Origin of the sequence: Actinoplanes auranticolor (assembly GCF_018332655.1) — a bacterium.
Taxonomy (GTDB): domain Bacteria; phylum Actinomycetota; class Actinomycetes; order Mycobacteriales; family Micromonosporaceae; genus Actinoplanes; species Actinoplanes auranticolor.
In genome coordinates, this window is the sequence record NZ_BOQL01000099.1 from 37,741 (window position 1) to 49,035 (window position 11,295).

General features: G+C 69.2%; 13 protein-coding genes and 1 pseudogene. 9 read left to right on the top strand and 5 right to left on the bottom strand.

Translation table 11 applies throughout. The features are described from left to right. The 4 genes from Aau02nite_RS45055 to Aau02nite_RS45070 are packed head-to-tail and all read left to right on the top strand — an operon-like array spanning position 1 to position 2,762. Positions 1 to 756, top strand: coding sequence for a metal ABC transporter ATP-binding protein (locus tag Aau02nite_RS45055; protein ID WP_212994848.1), 756 nt, complete (start codon positions 1 to 3; stop codon positions 754 to 756). Further along, positions 753 to 1,634: a metal ABC transporter permease gene (locus Aau02nite_RS45060; RefSeq protein WP_212994849.1), complete on the top strand. Its 882-nt coding sequence runs from the start codon at positions 753 to 755 to the stop codon at positions 1,632 to 1,634. The genes Aau02nite_RS45055 and Aau02nite_RS45060 overlap by 4 nt, the downstream gene beginning before the upstream one ends. Beyond that, positions 1,618 to 2,457: a metal ABC transporter permease gene (locus tag Aau02nite_RS45065; protein ID WP_212994850.1), complete on the top strand. Its 840-nt coding sequence runs from the start codon at positions 1,618 to 1,620 to the stop codon at positions 2,455 to 2,457. Before Aau02nite_RS45060 ends, Aau02nite_RS45065 begins: the two co-directional genes overlap by 17 nt. Next, the gene (locus Aau02nite_RS45070; protein ID WP_246595931.1) at positions 2,454 to 2,762 is read left to right on the top strand and encodes a metalloregulator ArsR/SmtB family transcription factor; all 309 of its coding nucleotides are present in this window, start codon (positions 2,454 to 2,456) and stop codon (positions 2,760 to 2,762) included. Before Aau02nite_RS45065 ends, Aau02nite_RS45070 begins: the two co-directional genes overlap by 4 nt. A gap of 9 nt (positions 2,763 to 2,771) precedes the next feature. On the opposite strand, the gene Aau02nite_RS45075 is transcribed toward Aau02nite_RS45070, so the two are convergent. Then, the gene (locus tag Aau02nite_RS45075; protein WP_212994851.1) at positions 2,772 to 3,716 is read right to left on the bottom strand and encodes an NAD(P)/FAD-dependent oxidoreductase; all 945 of its coding nucleotides are present in this window, start codon (positions 3,714 to 3,716) and stop codon (positions 2,772 to 2,774) included. 58 nt (positions 3,717 to 3,774) lie between these two features. On the opposite strand from Aau02nite_RS45075, the gene Aau02nite_RS45080 reads away from it, so the two are divergent. Next, positions 3,775 to 4,584, top strand: coding sequence for an SAM-dependent methyltransferase (locus Aau02nite_RS45080; protein ID WP_212994852.1), 810 nt, complete (start codon positions 3,775 to 3,777; stop codon positions 4,582 to 4,584). 191 nt (positions 4,585 to 4,775) lie between these two features. Here Aau02nite_RS45080 and Aau02nite_RS45085 read toward each other — a convergent pair. Together Aau02nite_RS45085 and Aau02nite_RS45090 are read right to left on the bottom strand one after the other, a co-directional pair. Continuing rightward, positions 4,776 to 5,078: pseudogene (locus Aau02nite_RS45085) on the bottom strand (transposase); the annotation flags it as partial. 6 nt (positions 5,079 to 5,084) lie between these two features. After that, positions 5,085 to 5,672: a helix-turn-helix domain-containing protein gene (locus tag Aau02nite_RS45090; RefSeq protein ID WP_212994880.1), complete on the bottom strand. Its 588-nt coding sequence runs from the start codon at positions 5,670 to 5,672 to the stop codon at positions 5,085 to 5,087. 121 nt (positions 5,673 to 5,793) lie between these two features. Between Aau02nite_RS45090 and Aau02nite_RS45095 the strand changes: the two genes are divergently transcribed. The 4 genes from Aau02nite_RS45095 to Aau02nite_RS45110 all read left to right on the top strand — a co-directional run bounded on the left by Aau02nite_RS45095 (position 5,794) and on the right by Aau02nite_RS45110 (position 9,565). Then, on the top strand, positions 5,794 to 6,753 hold the full coding sequence (locus Aau02nite_RS45095; RefSeq protein ID WP_212994881.1) for an NAD(P)/FAD-dependent oxidoreductase: 960 nt from the start codon (positions 5,794 to 5,796) through the stop codon (positions 6,751 to 6,753). After that, positions 6,750 to 7,406, top strand: a complete 657-nt coding sequence (locus Aau02nite_RS45100; protein ID WP_212994853.1) for a class I SAM-dependent methyltransferase — start codon at positions 6,750 to 6,752, stop codon at positions 7,404 to 7,406. The genes Aau02nite_RS45095 and Aau02nite_RS45100 overlap by 4 nt, the downstream gene beginning before the upstream one ends. Positions 7,407 to 7,477: 71 nt before the next feature. After that, positions 7,478 to 9,067: an MFS transporter gene (locus tag Aau02nite_RS45105; RefSeq protein ID WP_212994854.1), complete on the top strand. Its 1,590-nt coding sequence runs from the start codon at positions 7,478 to 7,480 to the stop codon at positions 9,065 to 9,067. A 132-nt stretch (positions 9,068 to 9,199) separates the two neighbouring features. After that, positions 9,200 to 9,565 (top strand): hypothetical protein, encoded by a 366-nt coding sequence (locus Aau02nite_RS45110; RefSeq protein WP_212994855.1) that lies wholly within the window; start codon positions 9,200 to 9,202, stop codon positions 9,563 to 9,565. 80 nt (positions 9,566 to 9,645) lie between these two features. Here Aau02nite_RS45110 and Aau02nite_RS45115 read toward each other — a convergent pair whose 3' ends face one another. Next, a complete protein-coding gene (locus Aau02nite_RS45115; RefSeq protein WP_369076765.1) occupies positions 9,646 to 10,038 on the bottom strand; it encodes a TetR family C-terminal domain-containing protein in 393 nt (130 codons plus the stop codon). Positions 10,039 to 10,243: 205 nt separating this feature from the next. After that, entirely contained in the window at positions 10,244 to 11,182 is a 939-nt protein-coding gene (locus Aau02nite_RS45120; RefSeq protein ID WP_212994857.1) for a helix-turn-helix domain-containing protein, read from the bottom strand. Between the last annotated feature and the right edge of the window lie 113 nt (positions 11,183 to 11,295).

Sequence of the window (11,295 nt, forward strand, 5' to 3'; positions counted from 1 at the left end):
ATGGGCGAGGCCGCTCTTCGCTACGCCGGGGTCAGCGTCGGCTACCACGGCACACCGGTGCTGCGCGAGGTCGAGCTGACCCTGGCCGGCGGGCAGCGGCTCGCTCTGGTCGGCCCGAACGGCGCCGGCAAGTCGACACTGATCAAATCGATTCTCGGCCTGGTGCCCGTGCTCGCCGGTACGGCCACCGTGCTGGGAGGCACTCCGGCCGGTGCGCGACACCGCACCGGTTACGTGCCGCAGACCGACTCCCTGGACGCCGACTTCCCGATCACCGCCGCGCAGGTGGTCATGATGGGCCGCTACCGGCGCATCGGCTGGTGGCGGCCCACCCGGGCGGTCGACCGTCGCGCGGTCCGCGAGGCGCTCGACCGGGTCGGCCTGGCCGACCGCGGCGGGAGCCACTTCGGCATCCTGTCCGGCGGGCAGCGCCAGCGCGTGCTGCTGGCCCGCGCCATCGTCGCCGAGCCGGGGCTCCTGCTGCTCGACGAGCCGTTCAACGGTGTCGACGCGGTGAGCCAGGACGCCATCGTGCGGGTGCTGCGCGAGCTCAGCGCCGCCGGGACGGCCCTGGTGCTCAGCACCCACGACCTGACCGTCGCCCGTGAACTCGCCGATCTGGTGTGTCTGCTCAACGGCCGGCAGTGGGCGCTGGGCCCACCGGCGGAGGCGCTGACCGGGGAATCCCTGCGCCGCGCGTACGGCGGGCACGCCATCGACGTGGGCGACGGCCGTACCGTGCTGGTCGAACCATGATCGAGCCGTTCACCGTCCCGTTCATGGGCCGGGCCCTGGCCGAACTCGCCCTGCTCGCGCTGATCTGCGGCCCGGTCAGCGTGTTCGTCTTCGTCCGCCGGTTGTCGTTCGTCTCCGACGCGTTGACCCATACGGTGTTTCCCGGTGTCGTCATCGGTTTCCTCGCCGGTGGCATCGAAGGCATCGTCGTCGGGGCGCTGGTCGCCGGGGTCGTCACCGCGGTCGTGCTGACCCTGCTGACCCGCGGCGGGGCGCTGTCCGACGACGCGTCCACCGCCGTGGTGCTCACCGCCATGTTCTCCATCGGCGTGGCCCTGGTGTCACGGCGCTCCTCGTACACCTCGGACCTGACGAGTTTCCTGTTCGGGCGCATCCTGACCGTGACGACACGGCAGCTGGCCGAGACCGCCGTGCTGGCAGTCGTCATCCTCGGTTTCCTGCTCATCGGTGCGCGGGCCCTGATCTTCCGAACGTTCGATCCGGCCGGGGCCGCCGCGGCCGGTTACCGGATCGCGTGGCTCGACCTGTGGCTCAACATCATCGTCGCGCTCGTGGTCGTCGCCGCCGTCCGCGCCGTCGGCACCATCCTCGTCGTGGCACTGCTCATCGTCCCGGCAGCGGCCGCCCGCATGCTGACCGCACGGCTGACGGGCATGGCGGTCCTCAGCACCGGGCTCATCCTGCTCGCCGGCTACGGCGGCCTGCTCGCCAGCTGGACCGCCTCGGTCGACTACGGCGTCTCCCTGACCTCGGCGTCGGCCGTCGTGCTGCTGCTCGTGCTCGCTTACCTGCTGCTGCTCCCGATCGGCGTCCTGCGACAACGCCGGGTCCGACCGGTTCCGGCGAGAAGGGGATCACCACATGAACTGGTGGGATGACGCGCTGCACCGCGCCACGGCCGAAGTCGTGCTGGTCGGTGCGCTCGCCGGACTCGTCGGGGTGCAGGTCGTGCTGCGCCGGCTGTCCTTCTTCACCATGGCGCTGACCCACGCCACTTTTCCCGGGGTGGTGGCCGCCTCCATCATCGGCGTCAACATCTACCTCGGTGGCGTGGTGGCGGGCGCGATCATCGCGCTCGGCGTCGCCGCGCTCAGCCGCCGCAGCGGTCAGAACGCGGCCGCGGCGACGGGCGTCATGCTCTCCGGTGGCTTCGCGCTCGGCGCCGGGCTGGTCGCCACCCAGAGCGGCTTCAGCCGCGACCTGTCCTCGTTCCTGGTCGGCTCGGTCCTCACGGTGAGCCCGCAGGACCTGGTCATCACCGCGGTCGCGCTGGTCGTCGTCGCGGCGATCCTGCTGGCCTGCGCCCGCCCGCTGCTCTACACCGGCTTCGACCAGGGCGGGGCCCGCGCGGCCGGCTACGCCACCGGAGCCTGGGACGTCGTCCTGCTGCTCACCATCGAGGTAGTGGTCGTGACCGTCGTCCCGGCCGTCGGCACCATCCTTGCTCTGGCCCTCATCGTGGCCCCGGCGGCAGCGGCCCGCCAGTGGTCCACCCGGCTGGGCGTCATCACGGCCCTGGCCGTCACCTTCGGCATCCTCAGCGGTCTCGGCGGCCTGTACGCGTCGAGCCATGGGAACGTCGCCGCCGGCGCGAGCATCACTCTGACCGCCACCGCGATCCTGGCGCTGTCCACGGTGCTGTCCCGTGCGGTCAGAACCCGCGTGCCGGCGTCCCTCGGTTCCTCCGCGGTGCCCGCATGAGCGCCGAGGCGGTGGACCACATGGGGCCGGTACTGGAGCGAGCGGTGATCGTCCTGCGCGGCATGGCCTACGAGCACCGGCTGCACATCCTGATGCTGTTGCGAGGCGGCGAGAAGTCGCCCGCCGAACTGGCCGAGGCGCTGTCCGCGGACGTCACGTCCGTCGCCCACCATCTGCGGTTCCTCAAGGACGCCCGGCTCATCCGCCGTCAGCGCCGCGGTCGCAACGTCTACTACACCCTGCACAACGAAGCCACCCGGCAACTCGTCGCCGACGTGCTGCGCTACTCCGAGAACTCCGTCTGAGACCCATGGCTAGCCCGGCGGAACCGGCAGGCCGGCCCGGAACAGCCCCTGCTCCAACCACACCGCCGCGCGGACACCGTCGGCGGCGGCCTGGCTCACCAGGGTGAGGCCGTCGGGCAGGGCGGGGTGGCGGGCCAGGTCACCGACCGCGGTCACGCCGGGCACGGAGGTCTGGGCGAACTCATCAACACGGACGTAGCCGTCCGGCAGCAGCTCCACGGCGAGTTGAGTGGCGAGCGCGGTCTGCAGGCTGACCGGCGCGCGGTGAAAGACGACCTGCCGGGTCAGGCTCGTGCCGTCGGCGAACCGCAGAGTGAGGTCGTCGAGCTCGCCGCTGAGCTCGGCGACCGGCTCGGTGAGCACGGTGATGCCGAGGGCCTCCAGGTTCTTCAGGATAGGCAGGGGCAGTCGATGCCGGCCGTGGGTGGCCACCACGACGTCGTCGCTGTAACGGTCGGCGACGTAGGCGGCGAGCATGACCTCGGCGGGTTCGCGGCCCAGGACGGCGATGCTCTTGCCGCGTGCCTCCCAGCCGTGGCAGAACGGACAGTGCAGCACGCTGGTGCCGAAGCGTTCGGGCACGCCGGGGACATCCCAGGGCTGGTCGATCTGGCCGGTGGCCAGCATCAGACGGCGGGCGCCGTGCCGGGTACCGTCGTCGAGGGTGACGGTGAAGTCGTCGATGCTGCCCGCGAGGTTGGTGGCCCGTGCTTGCCTGATCGTCACGCTCGGGTAGGCCTCCAGCTCGTGACGGCCGGTGCTCAGCAGGGCCAGGGGCGAGAAGCCGTCCCGGCTGAGATACATGTGGATCCCGTCGGCGCGGCTGTTGCGCGGGGCCCCGCCGTCGACGATCAGCGTGCGGCGCTGCTGGCGGCCCAGGACCTGTGCGGCGCTGAGGCCGGCTGCCCCGGCGCCGATGATGATGACCTCGTGCCTGTCGGTTTCGCTCGTCACGTCCGCTACCCTATCTGAAAACGATTATTGTTTCCAGTAGTGATGTGGGGGCGGGCTGATGAGCGACGTGTACGAGACGTCGGGCGAGTTCATGGATGTCCTGAGTGGACCGATGTGGCAGATGCTGCGCGAGCCGGTGCTGGCAGCGCTCGGTGAGCCCCGCTCCGGACAGGGGCCGGTCGTCGACATGGGTGCCGGCACCGGTCTGGGCACGAGCGTGCTGGCCGCGGCCTGGCCGGACGCGGAGATCCTGGCCGTGGAGCCGTCCCCGATACAACGGGCCGTGCTGCTGGCGCGCGTCGCCTCCGACGCGGACCTCAGTGAGCGGGTCACGGTCGTGGCAGGCGATGCCACCGGCGTGCCGCTGCCGACACCGCTCGGCGCCGTCGTCGCACTCAACATGCTCGGCCACCTCGACCGGGCTTCCCGTGCCCGGTTCTTCTCCCGGGTCGGCCGCCGGCTGGCGCCCGGGTCGCCGCTGGTGCTCAACGTCCAGCCGCCGGCGACACCGACGGCCATCCCGTACTCCACGTTCGGCACAGTCGGGATCGGCCGGTACCGGTACGAAGGTGGCGGCAGCGCTGAGCCCCAGGGTGACGACACCGTGATCTGGTCCATGCGGTACCGGGTGCTCGACGATGCCGGAGCCACCGTGCGCGAGACGGCCGTGGACTATCCGTGGCATGTTCTGTCGGTCACGGACCTGCTCGCCGAGCTGGACGACGCCGGGCTGCACGGTGAAGCCGATACGTTCGACGTGGTTCTCCCGGAGCCATTTGCGGTCGGCATCCTCTTCGCGTTGTCCATGACGATGGGGATGTACTCCGTGCGCAAGCTCGCGAGCGGAGGCGACATCCCATACCGGTGAATGCGGCACGGGTAACAGGTGCAGCAACTTTGCGAGCCGCGGCGGCAGGAAGTACGGCAAGGTCCGGACTCGCTTCGCGTACCCTCCGGGCATCCGGCGCCAGCCGGGGCGCGCCGCTCGCCGGCCGCCAGCTCGTCGTCCGACGGGGTGTAGGCATGCGCAGGTAGCCGCAGAGTACGTTGATGCACCGCTGCCGCGCCGACTTTGCCCATCGACCCGATCATGTGGTGCTGGTTCAGAGCGCGGACGAATTTCCGGCTGCGAAACTGCGACCCGCGGTCGGTGTGCAGCACGCAGCCGGCCACCTCACGGCGCCGGGCGACGGCGTGGCGCAGGGCGTTGACCGCCGGCCTCGACTTCATCCTCGAGTCGATGGAGTACCCGACGATCCGGTTCGACCACACGTCCTTGATCGCACAGAGGTAGAGCTTGCCCTCGCCGGTGTGGTGTTCCGTGATGTCGGCCAGCCACGACTGATCCGGCCTGTCGGCGGTGGTGTCTCATGAGCGTGGTGCGGCTGTGCGGACGTGTGCGCGTTCGCCCTGTTTACCGACGAGGCTGAGGAACTCGACGGGTCCGGCGCTGGTGGCTCCGAACCAGTGGGGGGTGCGGGTGTCGAACTCGGCGGCCTCGCCGGGGCCGAGGATGAGGTCCTGCTGTCCGAGGACGAGGCGGAGTTTGCCGCTGAGGACGAAGGCCCAGTCGTAGCCTTCATGGGTGCGCAGGCGGGGTTCGTCGTCGTCGTGCCCGGCGGGCAGGACGAATTTGTAAGCCTGGATGCCGCCGGGCCGGCGGGTCAGGGGCACGATCGTCCTGCCGTCGGTGGTGGGTATGGGGCGCATGTTGATGCGGGGGTCACCGGTCTGCGGCGCGTCGACGAGTTCGTCGAGGGTGACACCGTAAGCGCGAGCCAGGGGTAGCAACTGTTCGAGGGTGGGCAGCCGGAGGCCGGCTTCGAGCCGGGACAGTGTGCTGATCGAAATACCGGTCTGCTCGGCGAGGTCGCTCAGAGTGATGTCGCGTTGTTGGCGGAGCTGCTTGAGTCGTGGTCCGACGGCGCCGAGGGTGTGTCTCGTCTGGTCTGTCATGCCGTCATTTTTCCATTCGGCAAATCTCTTTGCCACATCTCTGGCTGGTCCCGCATGCTCGATGAGCCAGGTGCCGAAGGCAACTGTGCTTCTGACGGGAGGTTGACCAGTGGCAGCTCAGATGGGTGAGATCCGCGATGTGGTGATCGTGGGAGGTGGCGCGGCCGGGCTCAGTGCCGCCGTGACGCTGACCCGGGCACGTCGCGCGGTGACCGTGGTCGACGCGGGTGAGCCGAGGAACGCCCCGGCCGACGGCGTACACGGGCTTCTGGCCTTGGACGGTGTGAAGCCCTCGGAGTTACTGGCGCGGGGACGCGAGGAAGTCCTCGGGTACGGCGGTGAGATCGTCGCGGGCGAGGTCGTCGACGTCTCGTGCACCTCGTCCGGGTTCCTGGTCGTGCTCCGCGACGGCGCGGTCCTGCAGGGTCGCCGGCTGCTGATCGCCACCGGTCTCGTCGACGAACTGCCGGACATTCCCGGAGTACGCGAGCAGTGGGGACACGGCGTCCTGCACTGTCCGTACTGCCACGGCTGGGAGGTTCGTGACCGCAGGATTGGAGTCCTGGTAACCGAACCGATGGCGGTGCACAAGGCGTTGATGTTCCGTCAGTGGAGCGCCGATGTGGTGCTGTTCGCCGGGGGCCATCAACTCGAGCCGCAGCAACGCGACGAACTGGAGGCGCTCGACGTTGCGGTGGTCGACGGCGGCATCTCACGCCTGGAGATCGCCGACGACCGGGTCAGCGGTGTGCGGCTGGACGACGGGCAGGTCGTCGCGGTCGACGCGGTCGTCGTGGCCACGCGGATGGTCGCCCGCACCGCACCCTTCGCCGGGATCGGCATCGAGCCGGTCCTGCACCCGGCCGGGGCGTTCATCGAGTCCGACGCGTTCGGCAAGACCGCGATCCCGGGCGTCTGGGTCGCCGGTAACGCCTCCGACATCTCCGCGCAGGTCAGTGGAGCGATCGCCGAGGGGGCCCGTGCCGGCCAGCACATCAACGCCGACTTGAGCAGGGAAGACCTGGACCGCGCCGTAGCAGCACGCGCCACCACGGCCGGCAACGAGGGAGACGTTCGATGACGCACGCGTTCGACAAGCCATACTGGGACCAGATCTGGCAAAGCGACCGGGCTGCGGCCATGGCTGCCGGACAGCCCAACCCGCATCTCGTGCGCGAGGTCGGCGATCTGGCACCCGGGACGGCCCTGGAAGCGGGCTGCGGTGCCGGAGCAGAGGCGATCTGGCTCGCCACCCGAGGCTGGCAGGTCACCGCCGCCGACATCGCGGCCGCAGCGCTCACCCACGCGGCCGAGCGCGCCACCGCTGCCGGCGTCGACGCGAAGGTGGACTGGGTCGAGGCAGATCTGTCGACGTGGGAGCCGGACGCCCGGTACGACCTGGTCACCACACACTATGCGCATCCCGCGATGCCCCAGCTGGACTTCTACGAGCGCATCGCGTCCTGGGTCGCCCCCAAGGGCATGCTCCTCATCGTCGGCCATCTCCACCACGATCAGAATGCCAGCTCCGGACACGGACACGGACACGGACACGGACACGGCGGGACCGAGCCGCCCGCGGCGGCATCGGTGACAGCAGCCGACATCACGACCCGCCTCGACCCGAGTGTGTGGGACGTCGTGACCGCCGAGGAATCGCACCGAAACCTGATCGGCCCCGGCGGCCACCCGGTTTCCGTCCACGACGTCGTCGTCAAAGCCAGCCGCCGCTAACCCTTTCCCCTGACAACGCCGGAGCCGGTCGGCTCCCGGCGTGCTTCCCCCTGCCCTCACGAAGGAATCCCATGAGCATCAACCCGCCCATGGCCGGTCACGCCGACCCCACCATCGACGACCCACGCCGGCGCCGCACGATCCTGATCGCGGTCTGCATCGCGCTGATGGCCGTCACCGCCTCGGTGACAGGCCTGAACGTCGCCCAGCCCGAGCTGGCCGTCGAGTTCGGCGCCTCGCAGAGCGACGTGCTGTGGCTCATCAACATCTACACGATGACGCTGGCCGCCCTGCTGCTACCGCTTGGCGCGCTCGGCGACCGGCGGGGACGCAAGCCTGTGCTGCTGATCGGCCTGATCATCTTCGGCGTCGCGAACGTGGCCGCCGGCCTGGCGACCTCCACCGAGATGATGCTCGCCTCGCGGTTGCTGTCCGGTGTCGCAGCCGCGATGATCATGCCGGTCACGCTTGCCGTGATCACCTCGACTTTCCCAGAGAGGGAACGTTCCAAAGGCATCGGGGTGTGGACCGCCGTGGCCGGTGGCGGCGGCATCCTCGGAATGTTCCTGTCCGCTCTGCTCGTCGACGTCGCCACCTGGCGGTGGCTGTTCGTCCTGCCCGTCGTACTCGTCCTGGCCGCGGTTGTGCTGACCGTCCGGTCCGTTCCGAACTCCCGCGAGCACATCGAGCACAGCTTCGACACCGTCGGATCGGTGACCTCGGTCATCGCCGTGCTCACCCTGATCTACGTCCTGCACGAAGGCCCGGTGAACGGGTGGACCGAGCCCGCGACGATGATCGGGCTCGCCGGCGGTCTGCTCGCCATGATCGGCTTCATCGTGTGGGAACTGCGCCACCCGGCACCGCTGCTCGATATCCGGCTGTTCGGCAAGCGCGGCCTGGCCAGCGGGTCGCTCGTGCTCCTGGCCGTCTTCGGAGTGCAGGCGGGCATCCTCGTCGTGCTCTTCCCGTTCCTGCAGGCAGTGCTCGGCTGGTCCGCGCTGCAAGCGACCTTGGGCATGATGCCCATGGCACTGGTGATGATGCTCTCCTCCGGCCTTGCTCCCAAGCTCAGCGCCCGGATCGGAAGCCGCTCGACCATGGCTGCGGGCATTCTCCTCGGCGGCGCCGGCCTCGCCCTGATGGCGATCCTCGTCTCCGTCGACGGCGGCTTCCTCTCGATCCTGCCCGGCATGCTCGCCATGGGCTTGGGCATGGGCCTGTCCATGACTCCATCGACCGAAGCGATCACCGGCTCGCTGCCACGCGAAAGTCAGGGTGTCGCCTCCGCGCTCAACGACGTGACCCGAGAGTTCGGCAACGCCCTCGGCGTCGCCCTGCTCGGCGCGGTCCTCTCCGCCGGCTACCGCAGTGCGATCGATCCCCGGCTCACCGGGGTGCCCGATGAGGTGGCCGACACCGCCCGCGAAGGCGTCGCGAACGCCGTCGCCATCGCCGGCGACGCCGGACCGCAGACCGGAGCACTGCTGCGGGCCGCCGAGCAATCATTCGTCGAGGGCTGGCAGCACTCCATGTGGGCCGGAGCCGCCGTCATGGCCGCGCTCTTCATCTACGTCCTCGTCCGAGGTCCCCAACGGGTGGCAGCAGCCGACGAACGAACCGAGACCAACTCAAACGTCCCTGACATGATCACCGGGTAACGCTGTCGGATCCGGTCAACTCCAACGCGGGCCGGCCTGCGTTGGAGTCGCCTTGTTCACCGAGCCCGACAGGTCTTGACCAGCTTCGAGCCCGAGCAACCTTAACCGGCTGCCCCGCGAGATGCTCACTGCATGACGAGAGAGTATGTGGGTTCCGTGCCCGACGCCGAGTGGCGGCGGATACTCACCGATTTCCTGGCCCGGGCAGACGAGTTCCGAGTGCATATGCCCGACGGCTACGGGGAGCTCTGCTATGGCCGAGCGGCCTTCCAGGCTCTGCCGGGGGTGAAGGTGCGACCGTGGAGCGGCATGCGCGACGCCATCGAGATAGTGGGTCCCCTGACGCCGGCCGCGACGGACCTGTTCCTGCGACTCGAGGTCTCTCTCGAGTCCTTCGACACGGACGAGAAGCTGTGGGATTACGAGCTCGTGGAGAACGGAACGGTGGTGCTCTCGATCGGCGACTTTCACGACCTCATGATCGAGGTCGGGGACTGAGGTCGTGCGTAGGCGATCGGGGCGCCTCATGACGAGGTAGTCGTCCCTGGATCCACCGGACGCACACGCTCGGAAGTCCGTCATGCTGGGCCACCACCGGGCCGTGGCGCTGATGTCGGCCGCTTCAATCCTTCGAGCATCTGCCGCAGCGCCTGCAGGCACTCATGTCGTGCGGTCGCCGGGTCGGCGGCCGTCACGATGTACCGGGTGGTTTCATCGAGTGCGCCCATGATGAGGTGTGCCAGTGGATCGACCGGCCGCGGCGAGAAAGCGCCGGCCTCCATCTCGGACCGGAGCGCGGCCTGGATGAGGCCGAGCCCGTACCGGGCACTGAGCTTTCGCCACGCCGATGCCCCCAGCACGGTCGGCGCCTCGTGAATGATGCGCTGCACCTCGGGCCGGGCGCAGACCACGAGCAACTCGTGGGCCCCGGCTATCAGGCGGTCGACGGGGTCGGTGGTCGAGGCATCCAGCCTGGAGGCGACCTGCGTGACAGCTCATCGTTGCGGGCACCGGCCGTGCCGGCGGTCACGTCGGCGAACGTGCGTCATCATAGGGCGGTCGCGCAGGAAGAACGGTTTGGCAGGGGTTGACCAGGCCGTGAAGCAGTCCCGCGCCGCACCCGCGGGCGACGACACCCGAGCACGTGGATCCGGTTAGTCGGTCAGCGTCGATCAATTATGGCTCGGGGTGGCGTTGAAGAGCCTCGGTGAACCAGGTGAAGATCGGGGCGAGCGAGGTCGTGGTGGGCGAGCCGTTAATGGTGGCGATCAGGTGCCAGTACCGCTCCACCCGTGGATCGTTGGCGATGGCCAGTCGGGTCGAGAGTTTGGCGCGGTACTCGCCGCTGTCGTTGGCCCCGAATGTATCCGCGTACCGAGCGACCAGCTCGGCGACCACCGGCGCAGCCTGTGCTGACGCGGGCTGGACCCCGTCGGCTATCGCCGCTGCAACCCGGTCGGCGACGTGGATGGTCAGCTCGTGATGCAGCCCTGTCTGGTCACCGTCGGCGCGTTCGGCCGCCTGGTATTCGGCCATCCGCCGGACACTGGCTCTGAAATCGGTGTCCTGTACCAGCTCCGCCAGCTCGATCCAGCACTCGACCTGCTCGGCCGTCGGCTCGTCCGGCAGGTCCGGCACCGCCGAACGCAGCAGCTCCACCAGCTGCGGGTTGGCGTCGACGCCGCCGTACGTGCTGTCGATGAAGTCGTGGATGAGCCGGTGACGTTCGGCCTCGGACAGTTGCACGATGCGGTGCATGAGCTCCATCTCCTCAGGGCTGGAGTTCCGTTTCGCCACCACACGAAGAACCGCTCGGCGCAGTCGAAGTAACCGGATCTGCACGTCGAGCGCCTCGGCGTGGGCGGCTGCGGCCTGCGACACGGTGATCTCGTCGGCGAGCACCCGGTGGATGCTGGCCAGATCGACGCCGAGCTCGCGCAAGGTGCGGATGAGATCAAGACGAGCGACCGCGGTCAGGTCATAACGGCGATGGTTGGCGGAACTACGGTGTGTGGGCGGCAGAACGCCGGCATCGGAGTAGAACCTGATCGTGCGTACCGACAGACCGGTCCGCCGAGCCAGGTCCCCGATTGAGTACAGCGTCCCGTGATCCACGCCGATGAGCCTCCAACCTCCACCAGGTGGAGATACAACCCCGCGATCATCTCCGACGAACGCGTCAACCCACCTCCGACGAGGAAGGCCCGTCCGGAGACCAGCCTGGTCAC

Bases quoted from the DNA above. Each gene is read 5' to 3' on its own strand.
- Aau02nite_RS45055 (WP_212994848.1), top strand. From the start codon at position 1: ATGGGCGAGGCCGCTCTTCGCTACGCCGGGGTCAGCGTCGGCTACCAC.
- Aau02nite_RS45060 (WP_212994849.1), top strand. From the start codon at position 753: ATGATCGAGCCGTTCACCGTCCCGTTCATGGGCCGGGCCCTGGCCGAA.
- Aau02nite_RS45065 (WP_212994850.1), top strand. From the start codon at position 1,618: ATGAACTGGTGGGATGACGCGCTGCACCGCGCCACGGCCGAAGTCGTG.
- Aau02nite_RS45070 (WP_246595931.1), top strand. From the start codon at position 2,454: ATGAGCGCCGAGGCGGTGGACCACATGGGGCCGGTACTGGAGCGAGCG.
- Aau02nite_RS45080 (WP_212994852.1), top strand. From the start codon at position 3,775: ATGAGCGACGTGTACGAGACGTCGGGCGAGTTCATGGATGTCCTGAGT.
- Aau02nite_RS45090 (WP_212994880.1), bottom strand. From the start codon at position 5,672: ATGACAGACCAGACGAGACACACCCTCGGCGCCGTCGGACCACGACTC.
- Aau02nite_RS45095 (WP_212994881.1), top strand. From the start codon at position 5,794: ATGGGTGAGATCCGCGATGTGGTGATCGTGGGAGGTGGCGCGGCCGGG.
- Aau02nite_RS45100 (WP_212994853.1), top strand. From the start codon at position 6,750: ATGACGCACGCGTTCGACAAGCCATACTGGGACCAGATCTGGCAAAGC.
- Aau02nite_RS45105 (WP_212994854.1), top strand. From the start codon at position 7,478: ATGAGCATCAACCCGCCCATGGCCGGTCACGCCGACCCCACCATCGAC.
- Aau02nite_RS45110 (WP_212994855.1), top strand. From the start codon at position 9,200: ATGACGAGAGAGTATGTGGGTTCCGTGCCCGACGCCGAGTGGCGGCGG.